General features: G+C 57.8%; 31 protein-coding genes and 2 pseudogenes. 4 read left to right on the plus strand and 29 right to left on the minus strand.

Features of this window, described 5'->3' with window-relative positions; genetic code table 11:
- Window positions 1-984: 984 nt before the first annotated feature.
- The 12 genes and pseudogenes from AAF143_RS15540 to AAF143_RS15595 all read right to left on the minus strand — a co-directional run.
- Entirely contained in the window at window positions 985-1,920 is a 936-nt protein-coding gene (locus tag AAF143_RS15540) for a glycosyltransferase (RefSeq protein WP_414027329.1), read from the minus strand.
- A 408-nt stretch (window positions 1,921-2,328) separates the two neighbouring features.
- Window positions 2,329-2,889, minus strand: coding sequence for a glycosyltransferase family 4 protein (locus AAF143_RS15545; RefSeq protein WP_414027330.1), 561 nt, complete (start codon window positions 2,887-2,889; stop codon window positions 2,329-2,331).
- 11 nt (window positions 2,890-2,900) lie between these two features.
- Window positions 2,901-3,602: a hypothetical protein gene (locus AAF143_RS15550; protein WP_414027331.1), complete on the minus strand. Its 702-nt coding sequence runs from the start codon at window positions 3,600-3,602 to the stop codon at window positions 2,901-2,903.
- Window positions 3,599-4,642 (minus strand): glycosyltransferase family 4 protein, encoded by a 1,044-nt coding sequence (locus tag AAF143_RS15555; protein WP_255007139.1) that lies wholly within the window; start codon window positions 4,640-4,642, stop codon window positions 3,599-3,601. Before AAF143_RS15555 ends, AAF143_RS15550 begins: the two co-directional genes overlap by 4 nt.
- A 99-nt stretch (window positions 4,643-4,741) precedes the next feature.
- Entirely contained in the window at window positions 4,742-5,503 is a 762-nt protein-coding gene (locus tag AAF143_RS15560) for a class I SAM-dependent methyltransferase (RefSeq protein ID WP_255007070.1), read from the minus strand.
- Window positions 5,500-6,486 (minus strand): glycosyltransferase family 2 protein, encoded by a 987-nt coding sequence (locus AAF143_RS15565; RefSeq protein ID WP_255007072.1) that lies wholly within the window; start codon window positions 6,484-6,486, stop codon window positions 5,500-5,502. Before AAF143_RS15565 ends, AAF143_RS15560 begins: the two co-directional genes overlap by 4 nt.
- A complete protein-coding gene (locus AAF143_RS15570; protein ID WP_414027332.1) occupies window positions 6,465-7,241 on the minus strand; it encodes a hypothetical protein in 777 nt (258 codons plus the stop codon). Before AAF143_RS15570 ends, AAF143_RS15565 begins: the two co-directional genes overlap by 22 nt.
- 194 nt (window positions 7,242-7,435) lie before the next feature.
- A complete protein-coding gene (locus tag AAF143_RS15575; protein ID WP_255007075.1) occupies window positions 7,436-8,383 on the minus strand; it encodes a glycosyltransferase in 948 nt (315 codons plus the stop codon).
- A gap of 490 nt (window positions 8,384-8,873) precedes the next feature.
- Window positions 8,874-9,701, minus strand: a pseudogene (locus AAF143_RS15580) (glycosyltransferase family 2 protein); the annotation flags it as partial.
- A 221-nt stretch (window positions 9,702-9,922) separates the two neighbouring features.
- Window positions 9,923-11,278: a glycosyltransferase family 4 protein gene (locus tag AAF143_RS15585; protein WP_255007081.1), complete on the minus strand. Its 1,356-nt coding sequence runs from the start codon at window positions 11,276-11,278 to the stop codon at window positions 9,923-9,925.
- Window positions 11,279-11,416: 138 nt separating this feature from the next.
- Window positions 11,417-12,367, minus strand: a complete 951-nt coding sequence (locus tag AAF143_RS15590) for an FkbM family methyltransferase (RefSeq protein WP_255007083.1) — start codon at window positions 12,365-12,367, stop codon at window positions 11,417-11,419.
- A pseudogene (locus AAF143_RS15595) lies at window positions 12,261-12,560 on the minus strand (glycosyltransferase); the annotation flags it as partial. The gene AAF143_RS15590 and the pseudogene AAF143_RS15595, both read right to left, overlap by 107 nt.
- Window positions 12,561-13,045: 485 nt before the next feature.
- Between AAF143_RS15595 and AAF143_RS15600 the strand changes: the two are divergent.
- The gene (locus AAF143_RS15600) at window positions 13,046-13,318 is read left to right on the plus strand and encodes a hypothetical protein (protein ID WP_255007085.1); all 273 of its coding nucleotides are present in this window, start codon (window positions 13,046-13,048) and stop codon (window positions 13,316-13,318) included.
- Between the two features lie 303 nt (window positions 13,319-13,621).
- Here AAF143_RS15600 and AAF143_RS15605 read toward each other — a convergent pair whose 3' ends face one another.
- The 10 genes from AAF143_RS15605 to AAF143_RS15650 all read right to left on the minus strand — a co-directional run bounded on the left by AAF143_RS15605 (window position 13,622) and on the right by AAF143_RS15650 (window position 19,150).
- Window positions 13,622-14,623 (minus strand): glycosyltransferase family 2 protein, encoded by a 1,002-nt coding sequence (locus tag AAF143_RS15605; protein WP_255007087.1) that lies wholly within the window; start codon window positions 14,621-14,623, stop codon window positions 13,622-13,624.
- 482 nt (window positions 14,624-15,105) lie between these two features.
- The gene (locus tag AAF143_RS15610) at window positions 15,106-15,243 is read right to left on the minus strand and encodes a hypothetical protein (RefSeq protein ID WP_255007089.1); all 138 of its coding nucleotides are present in this window, start codon (window positions 15,241-15,243) and stop codon (window positions 15,106-15,108) included.
- Between the two features lie 262 nt (window positions 15,244-15,505).
- Window positions 15,506-15,913: a type II toxin-antitoxin system VapC family toxin gene (locus tag AAF143_RS15615; protein WP_255007091.1), complete on the minus strand. Its 408-nt coding sequence runs from the start codon at window positions 15,911-15,913 to the stop codon at window positions 15,506-15,508.
- 8 nt (window positions 15,914-15,921) lie between these two features.
- Window positions 15,922-16,185 carry a type II toxin-antitoxin system Phd/YefM family antitoxin gene (locus tag AAF143_RS15620; RefSeq protein WP_255007092.1) on the minus strand — a complete coding sequence of 88 codons (264 nt, stop codon included), beginning with the start codon at window positions 16,183-16,185 and terminating at the stop codon, window positions 15,922-15,924.
- 86 nt (window positions 16,186-16,271) lie between these two features.
- Window positions 16,272-16,904 (minus strand): Uma2 family endonuclease, encoded by a 633-nt coding sequence (locus AAF143_RS15625; protein WP_255007094.1) that lies wholly within the window; start codon window positions 16,902-16,904, stop codon window positions 16,272-16,274.
- A 193-nt stretch (window positions 16,905-17,097) separates the two neighbouring features.
- A complete protein-coding gene (locus AAF143_RS15630) occupies window positions 17,098-17,328 on the minus strand; it encodes a type II toxin-antitoxin system VapC family toxin (RefSeq protein ID WP_255007095.1) in 231 nt (76 codons plus the stop codon).
- Window positions 17,329-17,593: 265 nt separating this feature from the next.
- Window positions 17,594-17,992 carry a HEPN domain-containing protein gene (locus tag AAF143_RS15635; protein WP_255007096.1) on the minus strand — a complete coding sequence of 133 codons (399 nt, stop codon included), beginning with the start codon at window positions 17,990-17,992 and terminating at the stop codon, window positions 17,594-17,596.
- The gene (locus AAF143_RS15640; RefSeq protein WP_255007097.1) at window positions 17,989-18,363 is read right to left on the minus strand and encodes a nucleotidyltransferase domain-containing protein; all 375 of its coding nucleotides are present in this window, start codon (window positions 18,361-18,363) and stop codon (window positions 17,989-17,991) included. The genes AAF143_RS15635 and AAF143_RS15640 overlap by 4 nt, the downstream gene beginning before the upstream one ends.
- A 149-nt stretch (window positions 18,364-18,512) precedes the next feature.
- A complete protein-coding gene (locus AAF143_RS15645) occupies window positions 18,513-18,905 on the minus strand; it encodes a type II toxin-antitoxin system VapC family toxin (RefSeq protein ID WP_255007098.1) in 393 nt (130 codons plus the stop codon).
- Window positions 18,905-19,150, minus strand: a complete 246-nt coding sequence (locus AAF143_RS15650) for a FitA-like ribbon-helix-helix domain-containing protein (RefSeq protein WP_255007099.1) — start codon at window positions 19,148-19,150, stop codon at window positions 18,905-18,907. Before AAF143_RS15650 ends, AAF143_RS15645 begins: the two co-directional genes overlap by 1 nt.
- Before the next feature lie 256 nt (window positions 19,151-19,406).
- On the opposite strand from AAF143_RS15650, the gene AAF143_RS15655 reads away from it, so the two are divergent.
- On the plus strand, window positions 19,407-20,954 hold the full coding sequence (locus tag AAF143_RS15655; RefSeq protein ID WP_414026636.1) for an IS1182 family transposase: 1,548 nt from the start codon (window positions 19,407-19,409) through the stop codon (window positions 20,952-20,954).
- 201 nt (window positions 20,955-21,155) lie between these two features.
- Here AAF143_RS15655 and AAF143_RS15660 read toward each other — a convergent pair whose 3' ends face one another.
- Window positions 21,156-21,587, minus strand: a complete 432-nt coding sequence (locus tag AAF143_RS15660; RefSeq protein ID WP_414027518.1) for a Uma2 family endonuclease — start codon at window positions 21,585-21,587, stop codon at window positions 21,156-21,158.
- A 150-nt stretch (window positions 21,588-21,737) separates the two neighbouring features.
- Here AAF143_RS15660 and AAF143_RS15665 point away from each other — a divergent pair, with 150 nt between their 5' ends.
- Complete coding sequence (locus AAF143_RS15665; RefSeq protein WP_414027333.1) at window positions 21,738-22,163, plus strand: nucleotidyltransferase substrate binding protein; 426 nt, start codon at window positions 21,738-21,740, stop codon at window positions 22,161-22,163.
- 44 nt (window positions 22,164-22,207) lie between these two features.
- Window positions 22,208-22,504 carry a nucleotidyltransferase domain-containing protein gene (locus AAF143_RS15670; protein WP_255010082.1) on the plus strand — a complete coding sequence of 99 codons (297 nt, stop codon included), beginning with the start codon at window positions 22,208-22,210 and terminating at the stop codon, window positions 22,502-22,504.
- Window positions 22,505-22,511: 7 nt separating this feature from the next.
- Here AAF143_RS15670 and AAF143_RS15675 read toward each other — a convergent pair whose 3' ends face one another.
- From AAF143_RS15675 to AAF143_RS15700, 6 genes are all read right to left on the minus strand, one after another.
- Window positions 22,512-23,741 (minus strand): ABC transporter ATP-binding protein, encoded by a 1,230-nt coding sequence (locus AAF143_RS15675; RefSeq protein WP_414027334.1) that lies wholly within the window; start codon window positions 23,739-23,741, stop codon window positions 22,512-22,514.
- An 8-nt stretch (window positions 23,742-23,749) separates the two neighbouring features.
- A complete protein-coding gene (locus AAF143_RS15680) occupies window positions 23,750-24,400 on the minus strand; it encodes a hypothetical protein (RefSeq protein ID WP_414027335.1) in 651 nt (216 codons plus the stop codon).
- Window positions 24,401-24,471: 71 nt separating this feature from the next.
- Window positions 24,472-24,888 carry a type II toxin-antitoxin system VapC family toxin gene (locus AAF143_RS15685; protein WP_255010079.1) on the minus strand — a complete coding sequence of 139 codons (417 nt, stop codon included), beginning with the start codon at window positions 24,886-24,888 and terminating at the stop codon, window positions 24,472-24,474.
- Window positions 24,889-24,896: 8 nt separating this feature from the next.
- Window positions 24,897-25,151 (minus strand): FitA-like ribbon-helix-helix domain-containing protein, encoded by a 255-nt coding sequence (locus AAF143_RS15690; protein WP_255010067.1) that lies wholly within the window; start codon window positions 25,149-25,151, stop codon window positions 24,897-24,899.
- A gap of 27 nt (window positions 25,152-25,178) precedes the next feature.
- Window positions 25,179-25,613 carry a putative toxin-antitoxin system toxin component, PIN family gene (locus AAF143_RS15695; protein WP_255010064.1) on the minus strand — a complete coding sequence of 145 codons (435 nt, stop codon included), beginning with the start codon at window positions 25,611-25,613 and terminating at the stop codon, window positions 25,179-25,181.
- Complete coding sequence (locus tag AAF143_RS15700; RefSeq protein WP_255010062.1) at window positions 25,610-25,834, minus strand: AbrB/MazE/SpoVT family DNA-binding domain-containing protein; 225 nt, start codon at window positions 25,832-25,834, stop codon at window positions 25,610-25,612. Before AAF143_RS15700 ends, AAF143_RS15695 begins: the two co-directional genes overlap by 4 nt.
- Between the last annotated feature and the right edge of the window lie 108 nt (window positions 25,835-25,942).

A 25,942-nucleotide genomic window follows, 5' to 3' on the forward strand; every position in this document is an offset into this window, starting at 1 on the left:
CCGAGAGCCAATAATAATTGCTCTCCCATTATTTAAGCGTTCGACTAATCTGTGATTTCCACGCAAAATATTTGTCGCAAGCTTAAACCTTTTAGAATGCACGTGAAGATTATAACACTTATATGTACTCAAAGTAGCCAAATCTAGCATTGAAAGAGAATCGTAATCTGCAATAAAATTATACTTGCTCCAATCTATAAGGCAGTTTTCATTTTTAAAACCATTGCGCTTGACTTGTAAGGGACAATTACGAGGATCGATGCCTAGCAGATATTGCCCTATCGCTGCCGCATCAAATATGCCTCGAGTATATTGTGGAGAGATCTGGTTCCACATATCTCTACTGATCGAAAATGATTCCGTAGGAAGGCTGAAAAAATGTCTACTATTCTGAGCCATAAGACCAAGCGCTTCCATTTCATTTGATGCATTAAATGGGGGCAAAAAAACTTAAACACTTCGTACAGGACAGACGGCTTGTTTATGTAAACAAAGCTAGCAAGCGCTCTATTAAGAGAATCTCTAGGCGCAAAGATTCCTTGACCTAATAAGTCTAGGCACTCGTGAAGATTATCAAGGTCAAACACAACATTGTCGACTTCAGCATGATAAAAAGAGTTTATGCCATTCTGAATTGTAAAATCGGCTAGGATCGATAAACGCAAGGCGGTATGCCTCCAAAAAGTGTCAGAAGGTAGACCCTGCCAATCGTGATACTTCTCATACTGGTCAATATTTATCTTTCGTACAGACACTCTTGGATGCAATGGCTTTTTAAGCCCAGAATACTTATCAATCAGTAAAATAACCTCAGTCTCTGGATTTAGTAAGGCAGAATACTTTATCAACCAAATACAATTGGAGGGGAGCCTTGACCCAGTCCATGAATAGATCAATGGTGGTTTAGCAAAACACAAGGCTCTCATAAATGGTACATGAGTATATCTATAAGCACATCATTCAACTTAATAAGTATTTTGAATGTCAATTCCATCGCCTGCTAGCAATTTTTAGTTCATAAAGAGCCTTTCTTATTCGATTCTTTGAAGAGAGCTTATGCAGTGATTCTAGAAACTTACGTTCGAGATCAACTAAGGGTTTCGGGCTAAAAAGCCAAGGGTACAGAATGCCATTTAGAGCAGCATCACTCTGCCATGAGTCTGCCCATCTAGAAGAGTAAGACTTAGCATTAGAGTGAATTCTTACTGCTCCGATTGGGCGAGGAATATAACGTCTGTTAGATTGGGGCACGATACGAAGCCACAACTCATAATCCATGGCACACTGGTATCTTTCATCAAGCGGTTGATGAATAGATGCTGACCAGAAAGTTGCATGGGATGCAAGAAGGCCGCCATCCTTAAGATATCGATCTCTAATCAAAGGATTCAAGTGATAGCTTATCTTAGTTCCTTCGGAATTCATTAAAACACTATCTGCATAAACTAAACTATATTTCCTACGCTGGAAGCAGGTCGCAACATAATTTAGTGCATTTGGCAGATAAATATCATCTGAATTGAGCCAGCCAAGCAAAGCTGATGCTGAGTGATATCTGGAAAGAAAAAGATCAAAGCCCTCATTAATGGCCGCTGATTGACCGTCATCTGGGCCGATTCGAATGTGAGACAGCCATGGTTTATACCTATTTAAAACTTCTGTGGTTTCATCAGAGGATCCCCCATCAATGACAGCAAAAAAAAGCCTGGGATAATTTTGAAGAAGCACAGATCGTATTGATTCTTCAATATAGCATCCCTGATTGTACGATGGCATTATTACAGCTATAGCTGGCAGTAGTTTGTTTGTTTTATTGTTATATGCTGAGGATTGCTCGGACCAAGGCCATCCACGAACTTTGCTGACGGGTGATGGCAAGTATTTGAGATTGCCCTCAGGGTGGCAGGGTACTAACTTCATTTTTTATGGTTTAATAAGCCATTTTTGGTGCTAGATAGAAAAGTAAAAATGATATCTTACTGGAATTGGCGGATCTGTAGCCGACATTGCATTGGACCGAAAATATTTGGTATTATCTTTCATACTTGAAAGCTTGTCAAGCACACTTCCCACCAATCCCGAAACAGATTCCAATCTCATGCGAAAGCGATTTCAGGCTTATTCAATATCTTAAAAGATCCTAACAGCCATATTCTTCGCAAGGAGAGAGTCATGAAATCTAAGTTAGTGTTGCAAATACATTCTCGTAAAACAGTCATTGAGGCTATCGCTCTTCATGAGTCTATCCGTTGCAGCCAATCAGGCAAGTAAAGCAGCATTTTGTGGCATTCATTAAGAAGCCTACATTTAACGCTTTGATAATCATCCTCATGATGAATCAGCTAAAGCGATCCAGCCCTGCACAGCTTTTGAAATGCTCTTGCGATAGTCACTCCACTGCCATGAAGCAGCTGATATCAATGCAGCTGCTCGCATAGCCTGGAGCTGGCTGCGATTGGTAAGAACGGAGTAAATCACATCTGCAATAGCTTCGCAGCTGCCAGCTTCGATGAGGAAACCATTCACACCTGTCGTTATCAGGTCAGCGGCACCGGCTCGATCAGTTGTTATTACTGGGAGGCCACATGAGAGGGCTTCATTGACCACCAACCCAAAGCCATCGCAAAGGGTGGGAAAGATCAGGGCATCAGCCTTTGCCATGTACTCAAGGAGTTCAGACCGGGGGATGCTGCCACAGAAGCGCAGCGATTTCGGCGCACGATCCAGCATGGCTTGGGGCAGAGCCTGGGCGCCATAGACCTCCACCACTAGGTGATCAGCCGAAGCGGCAAGCGCCACTAATGCTTCCACCAGCAGATGGGCTCCCTTTCGGATTGAGAAGGTGCCTGCCCAAACCAGCCGCAGCGGGCCATCGGTTGGCCGCTCCACAGGCTGGGCGATCAGTGGGGGGCTCCATAGGGCACTACGGCTACTGGCTTGTCAACCCAGCCGGCGGCCTGCCAGCTGTTAGCCGTAAAGCTGGAGTTGGCGATCACCAGATCGGAAAGCTCCCACTCCCGGTGCCGGCGTTCGGTGCGCTCCGCCTGACGTGCGGCGATGTGGCGGCGGTAGGGGGTGATCAGCTCAGGAAAGCGCTCATACTCGGGGGCGAGCAGCCGCTCAACGAAATCGTGCTCCGGCGAAGGCAGATCGTAGACGGTGCGAATCCCCAAGCGCTTGGCCTCTCTGAAGATCTGGAGCGATCCGTATTCATAGCCATAAATAAGTTCCAGGCCATCGCGCTGGAGTTCCTCCAGCTGGCCCGCCACCCAGGCTTCGAAGCCATCGCGCGCCCAGTGGAAGATCCGATCGCCCAGCACTGGATCCCCCAGCAACCGCACCTGGGCCATGCGTAGCAGCTCGCGGCGGCCATGGCTGCGCACGCGCTCGACCGGCACCTCCGTTACCGCGCGGCGGGCGAGATCCCGGCCCAGATCCACGCCCACGGCGCCAGCCAGGCCCGTGGCCAGGCGCTGCCAGGGGGCTTCAGGCTGATCCACCAGCGTGCAGAAGAAGGCAGCCAGGGCGCCGCGCTCATCAAAAGCCCGCGCCACCTGCTGGGTAAAAGGCGCCGGGTTCAGGTGGGCGACGGCGGCCTTCACGGCTGGCCTCGCTGGGCCATCGCCACACCATTCAGCATCTGGCCGTAGACATCCAGATACCCCTGGGCCACCGCTTCGGCTGAGTAAAACTGCTCCACCCGCTCACGGCTGGCCTGGCGGTGGCGGGGCTCCAGCTGGCCAACCGCCTCGGAGAGGGCCTCCACGCCCTCCAGCACGAAACCGCAGACGCCGTGCTCCACCACCTCGGGCACCGACCCACGGGGGAAACCGAGCACCGGCGTGCCGCAGGCCATCGCCTCGGCCATCACGATGCCGAAGGGTTCATCCCAGAGGATCGGCATCAGCAATGCCCGAGCGGAGCCCAGGAGCTGGGCCTTCTGGACGTCGTCAACGGGGCCGATGTAGGTGATCTGGCTGTCGAGTTGCGGGGCGATCGTGGCTTCGAACCAACCCTGGTGCTCAGCCGGCACATTGCCAGCTAGCACCAATGGCAGGCCGGCGCGCCTGGCCACCTCGATCGCAAGGTGGGGCCCCTTGATCGCCTCCATACGGCCTAGGAACACCAACGGCGCCTTGGGGCCGGGATCGGCAACAAAGGGATAGGTGGCAAGCTCCACGCCGTTGGGCACCAGATGCCAGCGGCCGATGTCGGCCACCGGCTGCAGCATCCAGAGGCTGATGGCGGTGAGGGTCAGTGTGCCGTGGGAGAGCCGATGGGCCAGCTGCACCGGGCGGCGGCTGATCGGCCGCTGGTAGCTCATCAGCTTGGGAATCGGCAGGGGCAGCAGTGGCAGCAGGTAGGCGATACGCGAAAAGGAATGCACCAGATCAAAACGGCCCCGCAGCACAGCCGCCGCAAGGGTGGAGGCATTGAGCAGGGTGTCTGCGCGGGAACGGCTGGAACGCCCCGGCCAGGGCACCAGCTCGGCGGCGGTGTGCGAATCGGGATGGGCGAACAGGGTGACTGCATGGCCCCGATGGGTGAGTTCGCGGGCCAACAGATCGATGATGCGCTCGATGCCGCCATAGAGCCGGGGCGGCACCGGCAGCTCAGGATCAGCGGTGAGGGCGATGCGCATTACCACCGATGAAACCTATACTTACTAGCCAAGTTATAGCGGGCTGCTCTAGAGAGAAATGAAATTGACTCATGCGTGAAGTGCCTGCCAAGTGATGACCTAAATCTCAATGGATGAATAAGGTCTTGAGATCTCTACAATTTTCTCCCACCAGTCAGAATCAACCTTACCATTATACTTGGCTCGTCGAAGCAGCCTCACGAGAGAATCGGTTGTCCTGTCCCAAAGCTCGAATTCAACCTGCGCCGCATACTCTTGAGCAACACTTGAACATAGATCAACTTGGTCATACATACAAGAGTTGATTGAGCCTTTCCAGTAGTACTGGCTGCTTTGTTTATGACCATTTCGGAACATGCGCTCCGAGACTCGAAAAGGTATTTGCGAGCTACTCTCAAGTTTACTGGAATCTTTCGAGTAAAGATAAAGCTGCTCAGCCGTTACATCGACAATCCAATGATGATGCTGATAACCAACAATTTTACTCATCCGGTCTGAGATGCCGATTGTTTGCTCTGCAAGGCGAGAAGGGCATTCAATAACTCCCGCTTTTCCGACCCTGGTCATTTCATTGAGCACCGGCCTGGGGTTGATCAGATCCTCAATTGTATGGCCACACAAAACCAGGTCAAAGAAGTCATCCTCAAATGGCATACGAAAATTTGGATCCAAGAAATTGGCTTGGAACCATGTTTCTTTTGAAAAGTTTTCATCAGCTTGCTGTTCAGCACACAGCCTTGCACCCCTAGTCTCCCACGGCATTAAGTCTATAACATGAGAAGCTATTGATGCTGGCTTAAACCATCCCCCAACGTCTAATATTCTTTTGGATTCGGCAATAATAGAATCAGGAAGCTTCATTGGAAGCGGTACTTAGAGGTGAACTTCTGTAGACGTCGGGCTGCTTTCCAGCCGAACAGGCGCCGGACATGCTGGAACCATGGGCCGCCAGGCGGGGGCAAATGACTGCCGCCCAGCTTGGCTATCTGTATGCTCATGGCGGCACGCAGGCCGGGATACTCCGGATAGAAGGTGTATAAAAAGTTCTGCATAACGTTTGCGCACGACAATCTGGCTTCGACATCAGAACGGCGGATGAGCAGGTGGCCAGTTCCCCTGAGAATCGAGTTGAAGGCAGATTCAGCGGCAACCTGAGTTTTGCAGGATGAGAGGCTGCCGGGAATGCCCGAGCGGTAGTAGAGGCAAGCACTAGGAGTGAAGCGCACCTCCTCGGCATGACAGAGCACACGGGCAAAGAATTCAAAATCATCGATCAACGAGAGCGATTCATCCCAACCGCCCGCCAGCTCGAGCAGGGTTCTCGGGATCAAAAACATGCCGGGCTGGGTCATCGGCTGGGCATCACGCCAAGCTTCCACCAACCAATCCGTAGCCTGCATGTCACGCCATACGCTTTGGGGATTGGGCTGAAAGCTGGCAGGGTCGTCGCGAAAAAAGCGCCCCCAGCTCGCCATGGCCACCGCATCGCTACGGCCAGCCAGGCGATTCAGCAGGGCCTCGAGCGCTGAGGGCGACAAGAGATCATCGGCATCAAAAAAGATGATGTAGCTGCCCTGGGAAGCGGCAAAGGCAACATTGCGGGCGCGGGCGGCTGAGCCGTAGCGGCCTGAAAGAATCCGCAGACGCGGATCACTGAACAAACGGATCCGCGCCAGGCTGTGATCGGTGGAACCATCATTGACCACGATCAACTCCAACTGCCTCCAGCTCTGCTGCAGCACCGAATCAATCGCTGCCGCCACATAGGGCCCTGCGTTGCGGCAGGGCATGCAGACAGACACCAGGGTGTTCTGATGAACCATCAGCGGCTCGCCAACCTCCAAGCCTCCCGGAAGTACCAGGGCTTGCTATCAGCCACGTAGTGCTGCAGCACCCCCAGCCGCGCCAGGGTCTGGGGGCGGCTGGGGAAGGTGATGTACTGCTCCCGAGGCAGCACGTTGGGGGAAAGCCGGGCCGCCAGCATCGCCACCAGGGCCTGCTCCAGGTAGTAGCTGGTGCCTTCGCATTCCCTAAGGGTGTGGCACCAGCTCTCCAGCTCATCCCAGTCCAGCGTCTCGCTGGAGAGCCCGCAAACCCCCACATTCAGCAGTGGTGGAATCGGCACCCCCGCCAGCTCCCGCATCAGCTCTGGCGAATAGCCGTAGGCCTCCTCGCAATCCACCATCAGGCACGGCTGCACCGGTTCCCCGGCCGCCGCTGACGTCAACGTCCCATCCCACCAGCTGAGCAAAGCGTTTGGCCGGGCGAAAAAGAGCATGTCTGAATCGAGCAAAAGCTTTGGGCCGCTGCTGCCCAGATGAATGGCGGTGAGCTTGTGCAGGTTGATGTAGTCGTGCCAGCGGGCGTGCAGGGTGGGGTAGCGAGGCTCCGGCAACAGATGCTGGAACTGCTCGCTACTGGTGTGCCGCCAGATGGTCTTGCCAAGGGTAAACAAGCGCCGCAGCGCCTGCTCCTGGGCAATGCTGAGGCTGCCGTCATCGGCCAGGTTGAGCACCAGCCGGCGGCCGCTCCAGCGGGCGAGGGTCCAGGCGCAGAACGCCGTCTGGTACCAGAAGCGCGCCCCGGTGAGGTACCACACCTCCAGAGGGGAGCCCCCGGATCCGTGGCCACCAAGGGCGGCAGCCGATGGGCCGCCGTCTCCATGCGTGCCTGCCAGGCACCGAGGCGCAGGTAGGCGTGGGGGCCCCAACGGCGCAGACGGCGCAGTTCGTCCTTGGGCTTGCGGTAGAGGGCCGTTTTGAGGTCGCTCAGCAAGGTGCGTGCGCTCACCGTTCAGCGCCTGAGCAACGAAGCCCTGCCCTCGTACTGGCCGATGGCTGACTGCCAACGCAGGCGTTCCCTGGGGCCGCTCCAGACCCTGTAGCTGAACCAGGCCTTCAGAGCCCGAAGGGGAATCGACCAGCCTGGAATGGCGCTCCAGGGCCGTAGACCGTGGAGATCGAGCACCCGAATGAAATCACGGTAGGCCGCTCGAGAAATGGCCTCCAGATACCCAGGATCGACACGACCAGCAGCCATCAGGTGGGTCAGCGAGAGGGAAGGGACATAGCCAACGGACCAGCCGCTCTCCAGCACGTGCAACACCAGATCGCAATCTCCTGCAGAACTCAGCGAATTGCCGCGACGATCCGTCACGGGTGACTCCAACGCCGTGGCCAACCAGCTGTCAACAGCCGACCTGCGTAATGCCATCCCCGCACCGATGGGTGCAAACGGTGGATAAGCCGGTTGGCGTGCATAGTGGCTGCCGTCCATGATTTGTTCCTCGTTCCCCAGATCCCGACATCCCAGGGGAGCCGCCCCCTCCTCAAACCATGGAGGTGGTGACACTTCATAGGCAGGCAGGGCCTTCCCTCCAGCGGCCCCCAGCTTCGGACAACGATCAAAGGCACGGCACACCTCCTCGAGATAGGAGGGATCAAGCACGTTGTCGTCATCCACAAGAACGATCAACCCTGCAGAAGCTTCTGAGATGCCCCGCCAACGGGCAGTGGTGAGTCCAAGCCGTGGTTCGCGGATGAGTTTCAAAAAGGGCTGGTCGTTCGCCTGATCCGCTGACAGCTCGATGGGTGTTGAAGAGGCATTATCAACAATCACCAGTTCCCACTGCTCCAGCGGCAACGTTTGCTGGCGGAGTGCCTTGAGGACCTGCCCAAAGCGGAGGGGATGGGGATTATGGGTCGGGATGACGACCGATACCGCCAGGGGCTTCATCGCCATGGCCCCGATGCATCAACGACAGCACCAGGGCGATAACGGACCACACGAGCAGGCACACCAACAGCGATGGCGTGGGCAGGTAAGTCATGGGTTACGACGGCTCCTGCGCCGACAATGGCACCTGTGTGAATGTGCACCCCCCAACACCGTGACACCCGCTCCTAGCCAAACATCATCGCCGATCACAGTGGGTTGCAGCACATCTGGCTGAGATCGGATGGACACGCCTATGGGAGGGATGGTGTGATTGGAAGAAAGAACTCGGGAATGCATGGAGATCAGGCAGTTTCGACCAATCTGTACACCACCGTGACCATAAATCACCACGTAGGGGCCAACAAAGGTGTTTTCTTTCAATTCGATGCTGCCTCCCCACGTCTCCAATCTTGCGCCATCCTGGATGTCGCACCCTCTGCCCACACGGATGGATCCTGTCTTGGAGTCTTGGCGCGTTCGCAGCACCACCCAGCGTCCAATCCGAACATCAGAATCAAAGGAGGCCTGCGGGTAACGCAGCTGGAGAATCCTGGAATCCATTCGCTTGCGAAGAGCAAATAGCCAATTTCGAAAGCGTAAAATCACTTCTGAACTTTGAAGTATTGCCCCAGCGTCTGCCGCAGCCACTGCTGCAGCATGATGGCCAAGGGGGTGGCAGAAAAGCCATAAGGCGGCGGACCAATGCTCGGTTTGATTTGGGTTGAATGGGGTGAGCACGGTGGGCCAACTGGAACGCTTCCAAGGCCTCGCCATAGCGGCGCTCCCCAAGAAGCAAATTGCCGATGGCCAAAAACTCATTGGCCATGGCCGCAGGTTCAATCGGCAGTTGCTGCTGGGCGTAACGCTTTAGAAACGCAAGGCGGCAACGGTGACAGTACAAATGATTGGAAGAGGCACCACGATCATGGCGAATTGCCGTCGTCAGAACATCATCCATAACAGCTATCCGAGCTCCATGCGCGACCAATCGAAGATGAAGGTCGCCATCCTCCCAGCAACGACAAGAAGAATCGAAACCACCAACGGCGCGAAACTTATCAATACGCACAATAGAACAGCAGGTGGGAATGGGTGAAGTCAAGGTATAGAGCAAGGGGTCTTCGGCAATATCCTCCAGACTGAACGACCATTCGCTGAGGAGAGCATCACTGCGTTCATCGACCCAGCTGGCACCAATCAAGAGAACATCTACAGAAGTACAGAGATAGCTTTGACTCTTACGCAAGACGGCAGCCGACAGTACATCATCCGCATCAAGAAAATGAACCCATTCACCACTCAGTCGCTCAACGCCATAGTTGCGTGCCCCGCCAGGGCCAAATTGCGTGGGGTTTGGATGATTGGAAGCCCAAGGGCCACCGCCTTTTGATGGCTATCGTCGGTGCTGCAGTCATCAACCAGAAGGATCTCACCGGCAAAAGGAGAAATGTGGGCAATAGTTTCCGCCAAACGCGACAGGTACCGGGACGCATTAAAACATGGAATAACAATGCTAATCACAACAGGTTTTGATTAACCATAAATTGATTCACTGCCACAAGTTCAGGGAGAATCAAACAATGCATGGAGAGGCATCTGGGCTTGCTTCATCGCAATGGCTTTTTCATAAAGAGCCACATGATGATTCATTAATCGGTCCGAGCGATAACAGCTCTCATATCTTTGCTGTGCAGCATGGCCCAGTTGTTGGCGAAGCTTAGAATCACTGATCAAGCGCTGAATGGCTGCTCGAAGAGGCCGATAACGGCCAGGCGGCACCAATAAGCCGCTTTGACCATCACGAAGCATCTCGGCCATGCCGCCACTGCGGGTAGCCACGATGGCCTTGCCTACCGCCATCGCTTCCAAACAGGCTCCAGGAAAATTGTCATAGCGGCTAGGAAAGACACAAAGATGGGCCTTTGCCACCAGCTGCTGAATCTCCCCGCTGGTCTGCCACGGAAGGATCCTCACAGCGGACCCGAGCTTGGCTGTCTTGGCCTCCAACCAGGGCAGCATCTCTCGCCACTGACAGATGGTTCCTCTAAGAAAATCGGAAAAGCTGATATTTGCCAGGGGAGAAGGAGATGAGCCGCCCGCTAGGGTCAACCTAAGCCTTGGGTTACGGCGCAGAAGAGGAGCCATCGCCCTTACGAGCACATCAACCCCCTTTAAAGTCTTCAAACCTCCGTAGTAAAGCACCTCAATGGTGCGATCACTGCTAGGTGTCTTGCCAGATTCAAGCAAAAGCTGGTTGGTTTCCTCATCCAGAAGATGCTGACGCAATGGATTTGGTGAAACCTCAACACTTTGGCTAGGCAGGTGCCAGATCTTCTCCACCTTCCTCGCTAGCATTGCAGAGGGCGACACAAGGAGCGTGGCCCGCAACGCGGCTTGACGTTCAGGATCCAACAAGGGATCGTAGAAAGAGCTTGGATTCCATCGTCCTCGGGCCATCCGTAGGGCAACAACTGGATAGCGTCCGTGGATCAATTCGGAAAGACCCACCCGCACAATCTGAAGGCCAACCGCAACCCAGGGCAACGTACTCGCATCAACCCAGGCGCTCACCACCAAGGGCGTATGGAGGCGCATGACACTGGGGAGAGCAGGGAATTCAAACAGAGCAGAGAGCCCTTCGGCGTATAGATCGGGAACCTCCAGAACATCAAACGACTGGCTGTCCAGAAGAGTGGTCAAAGCCTTAGTGGCAGCTCTGTGGAATCCTTGCCTGTCTGCGCAGTCAACTGGATAGACATATGCACCATCAATGGGACCAAGAATCGGCTCTTGGCCATAACAGATCACGGTGACCTCATGGCCCGCATCTGCCAACATGCGAGAAGCATGGTGGACGTAGGTTCCGATTCCTCCCATGGATGAGGGAAGAAACTCAAAGCTAATAAAAACAACCCTCATCAGCTTTGACGGCAGGCCGATCCTGGCGTTCCAGGAGAATGCCTCAAATCGATGAGATCTAATGAGCAAGCGATATTAACAACCTTGTGGAGAAGCAGAGAAAAAGCCATGGCATATGAGCTGATCACAGACACCAACCTAAGCTCGAATGAAATAGGCATCCGCTTCAATCAAACCGAGACCATCTTTTGTGAAGGCAATCGGGAAAAATCCAGCAAGGATGAATCCTTGATCGGCAAGAAACGAGACGATCTTGTTTGCGTTTGCTTCAGTGCTGTAGATCGGTGCGTAAGAAACTTCCACAAGCACGATGGCAGCAAGGCTGAGAATTCCACCAGCCCCTTGAAGCACCTCCAGATCATTCCCTTGGGTATCAGATTTCAACAAGATACGGCCAGGCTCAGGCAGGGGTATCGCTTCCTGCTCAAGCCATGAGTCCAAGCGCTGGGCGTAGGCCCGAATCAACTGCTGGCTCGATAGAAACTCACCAAATTCCCGCATCCCGAGCGGAGACGGGCTGTGAAGAGATGAAAAGTCAGAACTACCAAACACGTGGAACTCACGCTCTCCAGGATCGATGTCCACCAATCCTTCAATCACATTCCAGCAGGGGGCATCCTTGGCGCGCCTGAGCAATTCCTGGGCCAGCCAGGGAATGGGCTCAATCGAAACCAATTGACGGCGATAACTAAGCTCTCGCATCATGGCAACGAACTGCCCTTCATTGGCCCCTACATCAATGCAGAGATCGATGGTGTAGCGGCGTAGAAGTTGCTGGAGATACAAGGCACTGAACACCTTGCCGGCGCGCCCCAACCGAATTGAAATCGGCTCAGATGAGGCCTCCAGAGTTCCGTAGCAGGAGAGAAGCAGCCTGTCTGATGGGCCACTGGGGCTTCGCAGAAGCTGATATCCAGCATGTGAAGCGAGAGTCTGAGCGATGCGTGAAAGGATCGATTTCAAGCCCATACGATAAACTTTTCTACCGAATAAACTCAGAGATTTGCAGAGCAGTCTTATCCCAGCCAAATCGCCTTTCCGCATGAGCACGGCAATTCTTTCCGAGCTCGGCAAGATAATGCCTGTCATCAAGAAGACTCAGCACTGCAAAAGCATGAGCCTCAGGTGATCCAGATTCCACCAAAACCCCTACCGATGAATCCACATAATCACGCACCGATCCAACATCCGACACAACGACTGGAACACCACATGCAGTGGATTCCAGGATTGCATTGTTTGCCACAGTGTCAATCAAGGGGAGCAGTAAAAGATCTGAATCGTGATAAAGGTCTCTAAGCTCAAGAGAGGAAAGACCCGCGTGGAAATGACAATGACGGTTAGATGTGTTTTCTCACCTGGTTATTCAGCAATCAGCAGCCGCTGGAGGCACTGCTGAGAGCTGAGGCTACTAAGAGCCATATGGCACCTGTTGCCCCATTACAGATGCCGAGATAGCCGGGTAGCCTGCGGCCTGGAACAGGCGCGCAGGCCAAGTGGTTCCCATTTTACCGTTGCGAGGGCAAGGAGTAAGACTTATCGGTACTCTGCTCAAAAAGTGGTACCAATGGAGAAGCGGACGCCATCAGGCCACCTTGACGGCCGGCACCATCCAAGGGCCGACCAAGTTACTGCTGTCCACCTTGGTTCCTCGCTTTCTAACTGATTGGACAGGCCAAGACCGGCATTTCTTATCTCGCCCTGATGCGCAACCTCGGGGTGAACTGCTGCACAGCAGAGTTGGTTTAGAAATAGATCATGTAGGCGATGAGCAAGCGGGAGGAAATCAATCGTCTGTGGGGAAAAGCAAAGGTGGAATATGCTTGCCTTGGCAGAAAATACTATGCGAGCATGGCAGGTCGCGGATCAGAGAAAAAGGTGCCGATCGTGGCGGCCGTCGAACTCGATGACACAGGTCAATCCCGACACGAGAAGCTTGCCATTATGGCATTCTTCTTCTTCGCCGCCATCGCTGACAGGGCGCACAATTCACTCGCGATGGAATGTGAGACGATCTCTGACGAGCTTTTCTGCTTCTAGTCTTTGGAAGAAGTCAGTTGCTTCCATCACCTATGGTCGCGAAGTACCGCTATCCTATCAACTGCGTGAATCTCGCTGAATCAACACAGCACTGGCAACCCAAAAACCAGCATCACCGGCACTTTTCCCACATTGCGCTTCGAAAAGTACGCTGAACATTACCCAGGAGCCTTCAATTGCCACTTCAATCAGTGCTTAAGTTTGGCAACGATTACTGAGCAAGTAGTCTATGCTGTTGCAGCTGCAGTGCACGACCAAAATATTTTTAAAAAACCGCTATTTTATCCCTCTATTCAAGAAAAATTATGCAGTAAATATACTAGTTGCAGTAAATATGCGTCTTCTTAGCCAACCCAGAGACATTCTTATTATCATTACTTTTTTATAAACATCAATTCGCACTAGAATCAGGCTAGAAAACCTCAGCATAGCAACGAGCGGGCCTTGCACTTGGCAAGAGTGGCTGACGTGCCTAAACACCAAATTCCACCAATTGGAGCCCAATGAATGTTCAACCACTACTTCTTCCTGAGCAGAACAAAAGGCCCAATAGCATCCAGGCCATACAAATGAATCAACGAGAATCTTATTTTTATGTATCACCGGATGTGCAAACATTGCCAGTATTCGATCCAAATAGTCCAAGCGACTCCATCGAATTTCGGGCCGTGTGTTGATCAACTTTCCTCTACATATCATCAATGAGTTGCGACTCTCACATAGTGAAACGATATGAATAATTGCTTGCGAAACTCGCGTGAAGGAATAGTCGACTAGGATTTCTAGATTTTCCCGTAGATACTTCGCCTTCCAAATGTTAGCTGATATAAATAGGCAATCAGAGAATCCAGAAACAACAGAAAAGTTGTGAAAAGTTCTTACATGAAACCACTTACTATCAAAAGGTTCAGAAAAATGATTAAAAATTGCAGCGCTAGCCGAGAATGTACTGCATTTCTCTATTGCCATACTTATTAGCTCATATGCATCACTCCTCAGGAGATCGTCATCCCCAAGGATCCAGACATATTCGGTTGAAACGGAGCCAAGTCCTTGCAATATATTAACAACAAATCCGTGATTAACAGCATTTTCAAATATCGCCGTGTTTGCCATTGACGCAGGCACATCTATATCATCTGAGTTATACAGTCCAGGATTAACTTGAACGACAACACATGTATTGGCGCCAAAAAACTTATTTATCTCTTGCAGCCTGCTTGATACCTCTGCCGGTCGATCCCAGGTGGGTATTAAGATTGTGAGACTTGATAATAAATCAGGCCCATTGTAATCTTGATCCATTAGAAAAACTCCAGCAGGCTGACGGCTTACATCAAATTATTTTCGTTTCCTAATGTTGCATATTTTACTAATATTTTTCAATGTTTTTGCTCTCCACAACTTGTACATATCGGGCTAGCTTCTATCTCAATCCGCTCAGCGTTGTCAAGAATTGAGAGTGCCAGCATGTCTGTCATTCAAGCAGCTCGCTTAGCCTAGGCCTCGACCTTCTATCGGCATCTAGAGGCTCGATATCCTTGACAATCATTTGCCCGGCAGTACTCTTGCTCAATACGATTTATAAATAAAAGACTGATTCAACTGATTTGATGGATGGATTTTGGGTGTAGTCACCCATCAATCGACGACATAACTAGGCACTTGATCTCACCAGTCGAGAGCGTGTTGAGGGCGTACTTACTGAGTTAAGGCATAACCTCACCCCACCCAAGGCCCCATCTGATTGAGCCACAGCTGCCGAACCAAACTCCCTGCCCGGGCGCTCAGGCTACGGGTTGATCCAACTTCTCCAACACCCCGATCACCGCTCCTGCCGTTGCCAGGGCCTCAACCGCATCGCGGCTCTCGAACAGCTCCGATGGCGGCGTTGCGTCGATCGGGTAACGGCTGGTGATCGTCATCCGCGTGAGCGCTTTCAGGGGCGAGCGTTCATGGCCTGTGGACCACCAACGGACGGGCCTCCCGGAAGATCCTGCGCCCATGGGGCGGATGGACATCAGTCACCAAGGGCCCTGGAGCCAGACAGCAAGACCTCGACGCCCCCTCTCGTCTCCAGAGGAGTGGCCTCCAGGCTCGCCTGCACCCGCTCCCTGAGCGCCACCTCAAAGCGTTCCTGGACACCCTCGCGGAGCTTCGCGTAGGTGGAACGGGCGGAAATGGGTATTATTCAACGCTGATGGGGTCCTGATGCCAGGGATTCAAGGTGGCCACACCCGTGGGCTGAAAGTGCTCCAGATTTCGGGTCACCACCGTGAGGCGCCGCTCCAGGGCCGTCGCCGCGATCATCAGGTCAGCACCGCCGTGGCCCAGCTTGGCCGACAAGCTTCCCCATCGCCGGGCGATGGCCAGGTCAACAGGGAGGATGCGTTGCCCATAGGCCTGCAACAATCCATCCAGCCAGCTCGAAAGTCGTGCGGCAAAGGCCGGATCCTGCGAACGCTTCCTGCTGATGCCCCGCTCAATCTCGCCGAGGGTGATCACGCTCAGGAAGAGATCCTCGCTGCGTTGGCCCGACAACCACGACACCACCCCGCGATGGCGCTCCCGGCGCCTGAGTTCCGAGATCACCATCGTGTCGATCAGGAACATTCCAGTTCGCGGGCGTTGATCTCCAGCCGCTCAAAGGCTTCATCGTCCTGGGGGATCTCCATCAGCAGGGCGGGCAAGGAGGGGGCCATCGCCTGTTCCAGGCGGCTCAGCCGCTCGAACGCATCGGCTGAGATCACCACACTGACCAGGCGCCCTCGGCGCGTGACCATCTGGGGTGTGCCAGCCAGGGCGGCCTCCACGACGGCACTGAAACGGTTCTTGGCGTCCTGGAGCGTCCAGACGGGACGGTTCACGGGGACCTGACTGGCTAGCTGATCGATCTAGCCTATCTAGACGGCGGGCGATGCCCTCGAGCACGTGGGGGCGGCGCTGCCGTCCTTCAGGCCTGCCAGATCTCCGCGAGGTTCAAGCGAAGCCCCGGCAGCCCATCGCCACCATCAAGTTCTCTGGCACCCTCCAGTCGCTGCATCTCACCATGGGCTGGCCAGATCTCCACGGCCTGCTCCTCGGGTAGCAGCAACCAGCCCAGCTGGGCGCCGTTGGCCTGGTAGGCGGCCAGCTTGCGCCGCAGGGCGCTGATGCCACGGGGACCCTGATCGCTGGGGCTGGCCAGCTCCACCACCAGATCGGGGCAGAGGGGCGCGAAGCCACGGCGCTGCTTTGGGGTGAGCGACTCCCAGCGCTCCGTGCGCACCATGGAAGCGTCGGGGCTGAGCACCGAACCATCGGGAAGGAGGAAGCCTGCACAGCTGTCGAACACCTTCCAGCCGCCGTGCTGATCGGCCCAGAGGAGCAGGCGCATCACCAGCCGGGAGTTTCGGGCGCCGGTTTCGCTTCCTGTCGGGGTCATCGAGATCACGCGGCCATCGGCGGCCAGCTCCAGCACCGCCTCACGGTTTTCGGAGCACACCAGCGCGAACTGCTCAGGCGTGAGTGGCAGATCAGCAGGCAACCGCAGCGGAGCCGGGGCATCAAACGAGAGGCTGGTGGCTGGGCTGGTGGTGAACGTCATCGCCGAAGGCCGGCTGAGGATTTCAGCGTAGCGAGGTTGACTTGGATCGCTCCAGCAAGACTGCGACGCTGCCTGCCGGCGCCGATCAGGCAGCGTATCTCGACATCCTCTCTGTGATCGCCAACCTGGCTCACGAACGGTGAAGGCCTCAGATCGCGGGGTCGATCCATGGGCACGGCAGAGCGTGGCACCATTAAGCCAGCAGCCGCACCTCAAGCCCCTCCAGCCTCTGGAACGCCGCATCTCCTGTGAGCATCCATGCCTGGTTTCGTCCCAGCAGCTGACAGCAGGCTGCCTGCAGGGCGTCGGGTGTGCGCAGGCCGTAGCTCAACCTCAGCTCAGTCGCGGCTTCCACCACCGAACGGGTGAGTTCCACCCAATGCAGATCAGGCCTTGCAAAGAAGGCATCAAACCCACGCGGCATTCAAGCCAGGTGAGCCGGCTCAATCCAAGCTGCACATCCCCATGCCGCTCCACCAGATCGGCGAGCACACCTAGGCAACGGGCCAAGAAGGGAGATCACCAAGCCCACCCATCCGTGAGTTCGGCATCGATGCCGGTTTTCGATCGGCTGCCACTGGAAAGGGTTGGACAACAACCACACCGGTGACTCCATGGGCCTGTGGCGAACCGCAGGTCAGATGTAATCAGTACCGAAAACAGAAACAACCTCACCCCACTCCGGGCGGTCAGGGTGCGGGTTGATCCAACCGCTCCAGCAACGCAATCACCGCCCCTGCCGTTGCCAGGGCCTGAACCGCATCGCTGCTCTCGAACAGCTCCGATGGCGGCGTTGCGTCGATCGGGTTGCGGCTGGTGATCGTCATCCGCGTGAGCGCTTTCAGGGGTAACTCCACCAGCTCGTCCACGTCCACACCCTGATCCCGAAGCGCCGCCACCAGATCAGGAAGCACATGAGTATGCGGCGGCTCCCGTCCCAGTTCCAACAGGGCACCCTTGAGTGCTTTCTCCGCCGCCTGGGCGGCGAAGTAACAGGCCTGGGCGTGAAATCCGTTGTCCGTGGCCAGACGGGCCATCGCCAGATCATTGTTCGCCTGACTTAGCCAGGCCTGGGGGCGAGCGTTCATGGTCTGTGGACCACCAACGGACGGGCCTCCCGGAAGATCCTGCGCCAATGGGGCGAATCGCCCCTGGCCATGGCCTGCCAGCGCCCGCGGCTGAGGGCGATCACATCGGCACCGAGCCCTGCGTCCAGCAGGGCATCCGCCACGCCATCAGCCTGCACCTGGGTATCAGCCACCACCAGCAGATCGGTGTCGGAACAACCGTCCCAGTCACCACGGGCCCTCGAGCCAAACAGCAAGACCTCGACGCCCCCTCCGGGCTCCAGTGGGGTGGCCTCCAGGCTCGCCTGTACCCGCTCCCTGAGCGCCACCTCAAAGCGTTCCTGGACACCCTCGCGGAGCTTCGCGAAGGTGGAACGGGTGGAAATGGGCATCAAATCACGCTAATGGGGTCCTATTGATTCAGCCAGCTCGAAAGTCGTGCGGCAGCTGGATTCACCGCCAGTGGCTCAGGGAATGGAGCTCAAGGTTGATCACGTCGCTTCAGGGGAGCCTGCGGAATGGTTGGCAGGTCCACCATGGTTCAAGGAAGCACTTGCTCGGCCAGGCGTTGGAGACGACGATCAGCCGTGAGCAGCACGGCGGCTTCCCGCCGTGCCAGGGCGAGATAGAGACAGTCATACACGGGATGATCCAGATGACAGGCCAACGCCAGGGCCTCGGCCTGAAGCACGCGATCAGGCTCCACATGATTGATCAGGTCACGGGCATCGTGAAGCAGATCTTGGGGATCGATGCCCCCAAGAGCCTGAGCCCGTTGCAGCTTCCACAGCACATTGCTCACTTCAGTAAGCATTAGTTCCGGCGCGATCACGAGGGAGGCGGTGGCCAACGCTTCGATGCACACCTGAGCTTCCGGGTGGGCCGTGATGATTCTCACAACCGCTGAAGCATCGATCACACAAGCTGGGGCCATCAGCGCTCGCGGTCCTCACGAATCAAGGCTTCCGGCGAACGGGGCCACTCAATCGAGGGCCGCTCACTCCAGCGACGGGAGATGCGCTCCAAGGCCTCCAGCCGTCGTTGCAGCGCATCCCCACCGCAGGCCTCCTCAAGATCCGTGAGAGCCTGCTGGCTCAGGCTGCGATTGTGCTGCCGGGCCCGACGCTGCAGGAGCTGATGCAAGGGCTCGGGAAGATCGCGAATCTGCAGGGAGGCCATGGAGGTTGGCCGGGCATCACTTGATCCATAAGCTTACGCCAACTGCATGCGTTCTGCATGTCGGGGATTCAAAAGGCAGCCCGGGGGCTCACGGTGCGGATTGATCCAACCACTCCAGCAACCCGATCACCGCTCCTGCCATCAGCCTGCGCCTAGGAGCCTGTTGCGCGTAGATCAGCGGCCGAGCTCTCCACAGACGCCCATAAATCTGCCCAGATCCCAGTGACAGCAATGGGTCTGGCCACCAGAATGGGGCATGCAGAAGCCCAAGTCCTTCCGCCCCTGGCAGCCGGAGCAGACCACCCTGCTGCCGCCATCACCGAGTGATTGGCTCTCGGATGATCACCAGGTGTATTTCCTGCTTGATCTGGTGGATGAGCTGGATCTATCACAGGTCCTGATCCCCGCTCAGAGCAAAGATCCACGTGGGGAGAAAGGGTTTGACCCCAGGATGATGACGATGTTGCTGCTTTACGCGTACTGCGTGGGCATCGTCTCCTCCCGCAAGATCGAGCGGGCCTGCTACGAGGACCTGGCCTTCCGGGTGCTGACGGGCAACCAGCAGCCAGACCACAGCCGCGTCAGCGAATTCCGGCGCCGCAACCTCGATGCCCTGAGGGGTCTATTTGTTCAGATCCTGCGCCTGTGCCAGAAGGCCGGCATGGTGAGCCTCGGCCATGTGGCCCTTGATGGCACCAAGATTCAGGCCAATGCCTCCAAGCACAAAGCCATGAGCCACGAGCGCATGCTCAGGGCGGAGAAGCAGCTGCAGCAGGAGATCAATGCCTTGATGCGCAAGGCCGAGATCCTTGATGCCCAGGAGGATCGTCGCTACGGCAAGAGCAACCGCGGCAGCGACCTGCCCGACGAACTGCGGCGGCGGCAGGATCGGCTGGCCAGGATCCGTCAGGCCCGCAAGGAGATGGAAGCGGAGACCGCTGCTGCTGCAGCGCGTCAGCGGCACGAGGAGGCAGAAGCGGCCAGGGCCCAAGCCACTGCCGCGCAGGACGCGGAGGCATCGCCAGCAGAGCAGGCCGAGCTGAACAAGAAAGCCGAGGCGGCAGCAGCAAAGGCCAAGGCTGCCCGGGAGGCTGCGATCAAGGCCGCCGAGGTCGCTGGCGTGGAGCCGCCGGATCTGGAGCCACTTGCTGCTGACGCGATGCCACACCGTGGTCTGGCCCGGAAAGCCGACGGCACCCCAACCACCAAGGCCCAGCGCAACTTCACCGATCCCCAGAGTCATCTGATGCAGTCAGGTGGGTCCTATCTGCAGGGCTACAACTGCCAGTTGGCGGTGGACAGCGACCACCAGGTGATCGTGGCGCTCGGGGTGAGCAGCCAACCGCCGGACGTCGAGCACCTGGAACCCATGCTGGAGCGCATCGCCGCCAGCGCCGGTGCACTGCCCACGGTGATGACGATGGATGCGGGCTACTGGAGCGAGGCAAACGCCAACGCCTGCACCGATCAGGGCATTGATGGATACATCGCCACCGGCCGCCTGCCACACGGCCAGCCGCCACCGCCCAAGCGAGGACCTTTAGCCAGAGACGCCGATGCAAAAACCCGCATGGCCCGCAAGCTCAGAAGCAAGAAGGGCGCCAAGATCTACGCCCAGCGCAAGGCGATCGTGGAGCCGGTAAATGGGCAGATCAAAGAAGCCCGGGGCCTACGCCGATTCCTGCTGCGGGGTCTGGAGAAGGTGAACAACGAGTGGCATCTGATCGCTGCCACCCACAACCTGCTCAAGTTGTTCAGGTTCAGGCGATCACAGCAACAGGCGCTGGTGGCAGCATCGGGATGAGTGGCAGCAGAAGCGTTGGCCGGTGTAGCAGCGGCTGACTGAGGCCCATCGATGGGGCCCGGACAGCAGAAGGACGGAGTCTCAGCTATTCAGCTCAGGGGTCGATCCGCTGTGGCCAGGGGTTCGCTGCTCAATTGGCAACAAACTCCTAGGCCTGGGTATCCGCCACCACCCGATCGGTGACAGCGTCGCTGACGTCGTTCAGGCCTGCCAGATCTCCGCGAGGTTCAAGCGAAGCCCCGGCAGCCCATCGCCACCATCAAGTTCACACGCACCCTCCAGTCGCTGCCTCTCACCATGGGCTGGCCAGATCTCCACCAACTGCTCCTCGGGCAGCAACAACCAACCCAGCTGGGCGCCGTTGGCCTGGTAGGTGGTGAGCTTGCGCCGCAGGGCGCTGTTGCCGCGGGGGCCCTGATCGCTGGGGCTGGCCAGTTCCACCACCAGATCGGGGCAGAGGGGCGGAAAGCCCCGGCGCTGCTCGGGGCTCAGAGCTTGCCACCGTTCCAGACGAATCACAGAGGCATCGGGGCTGAGCACGGGGCCATCAGGCAGGCGGAAGCCTCCCGAGCTGTCGAACACCTTCCAGCCGCCCGCCTCTCCAGCAAAGCGCTGCAGCTGGAACAGAAGCAGGCTATTAGGGCATCAAACGAGAGGCTGGTGGCTGGGCTGGTGGTGAGAGTCATCGCCCCAGGTCTGCCGTGGGTACAACGTAGCGAAAGCGCTCTGAATGGCTCTGCGGCGTGGGCCAGACTCACCCAGGTGTTTGGAACAGCTGCAGCCATGGCGGAAGCGGATGTGCGCTGGCTGCAACGGCTTGACAACTACGGTCGCGCCCTTGCCACTCTGCAACGGGCTATCGCCACGGCCCGCTCTCGCCCTCTCAATGAGCTGGAGGAGCAGGGGTTGATCCAAGCTTTCGAATTCAGCCATGAACTGAGCTGGCAGCTGTTGAAGGATTTTCTGGTGGATCAGGGCGTGAGCGGGATCAGCGGTTCGCGGGATGCGGTGCGGGAAGCCGTGGTGAGGGATCTGCTCAGACCGGGCTGCGAAAACGTGTGGATGGCGATGATCCGCAGCCGCAATCTCACCAGCCACACCTACAACCCCTCCCTGGCTCAAGAGATCGCAGGCCTGATTGTGGAAGCGTATGGGTTGGAGCTGCAGGCTCTGCATGATGAGATGGCGAAGCGGGCCAGGCAGCGTTGACAGCATCCCTAGAACCGATTGAAACCGGCATCCCTGGGCTTCCGGTGGAGGCCACAACCCTGGTGCTGGAGAGGATCCACCTCCATCCAGCGGTGCAGCGAGTGATTCTCTACGGGTCACGGGCGCTGGGCCGGCACCGCTCCGGATCCGACATCGACCTGTGCCTTCAGGCCCCGGCCCTGGGGCTGGGCGAGCTGCTGCAGCTTGGCGCTGAACTCGATGATCTGCTGCTGCCCTGGCGGATCGATCTGCAACTCCTGCATCTGATCGACCACCCCACCCTGTTGGAGCACATCGCCAGGGCAGGGATGGTGTTGTGGGAGCCGCCAGGGGCGGCATGAAGCTGGATCAGTCATCCACCCCGGCCCCCACCTGATTGAGCCATAGCTGCTGATACAAGCTCCCCTCCCGGGCGCTCAGTTCCCTGTGGCTGCCCTGCTCCACGATCCGCCCTGCCTCCATCACCACAATCACATCGGCCTGCTTCACGGTGCCGAGGCGGTGGGCGATCACAAGCTTGGTGATGCGGCCATCGAGCGCTTCGAGCGCATCCTGCACCAGCCGCTCGCTCTCGGAATCGAGCGCACTTGTGGCCTCATCGAGGATCAGCAACTCCGGCCGGCGCAGGATCGCCCGGGCCAGGGCAATGCGCTGGCGCTGGCCGCCGCTGAGCCGGAAGCCGCGCTCCCCCACGATCGTGTCGTAGCCCTCGGGTAAGTCGTTGATGAAGCCGGCCGCGTTCGCCACCGCCGCCGCCGCCTCGATCTGCGCGCGCGTGGCCCAGGGGCAGCCGAAGGCGATGTTGCCGGCCAGGGAGATGTTGAACAGAAAGGTGTCCTGGCTCACCACCCCCAGCCGTTGCTGCCAGCTGTTCAGTTCCAGGGTGCGCAGGTCCAGCCCATCGATCAGCACCCGCCCGCGGCTCGGTTCATAGAGCCCCACAAGCAGATCGGCGATCGAGCTCTTGCCCGCCCCGCTCGGCCCCACCAGGGCCACGGTGGCCCCCTTGGCAATCACCAGATCGAGGCCGTTCAAGGCCGCCGGCCCCTCGCCTCCGTAGTGCAGCTGCACCTGCTCGAGGCGGATCTCCCGCTCCAGGCCCCCAAAGGGCACCCCGCCCTCGCGAACGAAGCTCTTGCCGCCGGGGCTGAGGATCGCATTCAGCCGTCCGAGCCGGCCGCTGTTGTCGGCCAGGCCATTGAACAGGCCCGCCAGCCCTGAAAAGCGTACGTTCAGGCGCTGCAAGGCCAACACGAAGGTCACCAGGCTCGGCAGCACCCCGGAGGTCTTCGAGCCGAACACCAGCAGGCTGAGGCCCCCCATCACCGCGATCGCCGCGATCGGCAGGAAGCTGCTGAACGGGCCGATCACATTCAGCAGTCGGCTCTGGCGCCGCAGGCTGGCCTCCAGTTCACCCATGCGCGATCGCAGCGCCCGATCGGCGCTCTGGCGCTGGCCGCTGCTGTGCAGCAGCCGCAGGCCCTGGATGTCTTCGGTGATTCTGGCCGCGATCTCGGCCTGCAGGCCACTCAGTCGCTCGGCCCCGAAGCGCAAGCGCGGCAGCAGCAAGCGCTGCACCGAGCTGATCAGCGCCCCCAGCAGCCCCGCCGCCAGCAGCAGCCAGGGGAGAGGCCCACCAGGATCCCCAGATAGATCGCGATCAGCAGCAGCGTGATCAGGATCTGGCTGGCGGCCTCGATCTGGCTGCGGATCGCGTCCGGCCCGGTGCCGGCGTAGTCGGTGAGATCCCCCACCCGGTAGCTGCTGGCGCAGGGGTAGCTCAGGCTCAGGATCTGGCTGTGGATCCTTGCCGTCACCTGGGCCTTGCAACGGGCGGCGAAGTAGCCGACGCTCACTGCCCCCGCATAGCGCGTGAGGCTCTGAATCAGCTGCAGCAGCACCGCCAGGGCCAGCAGTCCCAGAAACAGCGGCGTGGTGGGCTGGGCCGCCAGCCACTCGGGCGCCCCCGGAATCCAGGGGATCAGGGGCTTGCTCGCCCAGTTGACCGCCGTGGGGGCGCGAGCGTTCGAGAGCAGCTCCACCACCAGGAAGATCACCCCCAAGGTGGCCCCCTCGCTGACACTCTCCAGCAGGCTGCTGAGCAGGTTCACCGCCAGCAGCTTCCACTGCTGGCGCGCCGTCTCCCGGATCAGCTGCGCCGCCGGCTCCTGGTTCAGGAACGGCCCCAGGAGCGGGCCCAGGAGTGGGCTGAGCAGTTTTCGGGGCAGGCGTTTCAAGCGGGGGGACGGGAAAGGGGGTGGTCAGGTGAGCAGGCGCCGTTGCCGTCGGTGCTTTGGATCAGCTGGGTTCATGGCTCGAAGGGATTGATCAGGCTGATCGTGGTGTCATCGAAGTGGCGGGTGTTGCGGGTCGCCAGCCGCGCGCCGCGGGCCATGGCGATGCCGGCGATCAGCGTGTCGCGCAGGTCCACCGGACGCCCCTTGGCCTTGCGCTCCGCCGCCAGCAGCGCTGCCTTCTGGGACGCCAAACCGTCAAGGGGTGCAATGCGCTCCTGGATCAACTGCAACAGCTGATCGAGCCCCAGCATCAGTCTTCGCTGGCGCTGGGATTCCGGCAGGATCGCAAGGCCGTAGCGCAACTCGAACACCACCACAGCCGGCAACCACAGCTCCTCCAGGGCTTGCCCATCCAGCCACTGCTGAACAGCTGGATCCGGCCGGCGCTGCATCACGGCCGAAACCACGTTGGTGTCGAGCAGGATCACGGGCCCACTCAGCCCACGAAGCGTGCGGGCGTGGCCTCCTGGCCCCTCCATTCGCCGATCGGTTGATCCAACTCCGCCTCAGCAAACAAGGCCACCATCCGGGTGCCCGGCCCCCTCTGATCCTCCGAAAGCGGCTCCTGATCGATCACCTGGCGCAGGATCAGGCGTGCCTCCTCCTCCATGCTGCGGCCATGGCGACGGGCCCGGCGCCGCAGCGCCTCCTTCACCGCCGGATCAAGGTTGCGCACCAGCAATTGAGCCATCCGCACCCCCCAACTGCTATCACGCTATCAGCGCTGGCGAAGCTCGCCGCTCAGCTGTTCCTCCAGCAAGGCTGGCGTAAGGATGGACAAGCCGCTCACCAACTCCTTGATGGCGAGCAGGTCCTGATCGCCAGTGACCAGTGCCTCAACCCTGGCCACCAAGGCCAGATCAAGGAAGTTCTGATCATCGGGATCACGCACGCGCCAAGCAGCCGGTGCGGCGGAGATGTCACCTGCTACGACCTCCACGAAGGGCAGCACATCTTCAAGAAGAAGCTGGCGATCGACCTCCGCGAGCCGAAACTTGGGATAGGTCAGCACCCGCAGCAGCTCAGCGGTCGTGGTCTTCGAGACCACTGGCACCAGCACAGCGCTCTGCCAGGCCTGACGCATCCATCCCAGGCGACCCTGTTGAAACAGCAGGGCCGACACCAGCACGTTCGTGTCGAGAACGACCCTCACACACCCCGCGACCAGTCCACCGCTTCGGCCAAATCGGCTTCACTGAGGCCCAAGGCTTCGAGGCGCTCTCGAACCGCCCGGGCTCGATCCAGGTGCACCGGTGTCAGCACGATGCGTTGGCCCTCGCAGACCACGTCGTAGTAATCGGCGAGGCCGGCGGCCTCCACCACCGCCTTGGGCAAAGTGAGCTGGTTCTTGCTCGTGCGCTTAGCCAGGACCAAAGCCCACCCCACTCAGTAAGGATTCCTTACTTTAGCGGAATTCAGCGCCGCGCTCAAGGGCTTTGAACTGGGCCAACGGAAGCCATGCAGGCACAACGATTCCTTGAT

This window comes from Cyanobium sp. ATX-6F1, assembly GCF_047395825.1.
Taxonomy (GTDB): Bacteria; Cyanobacteriota; Cyanobacteriia; order PCC-6307; family Cyanobiaceae; genus ATX-6F1.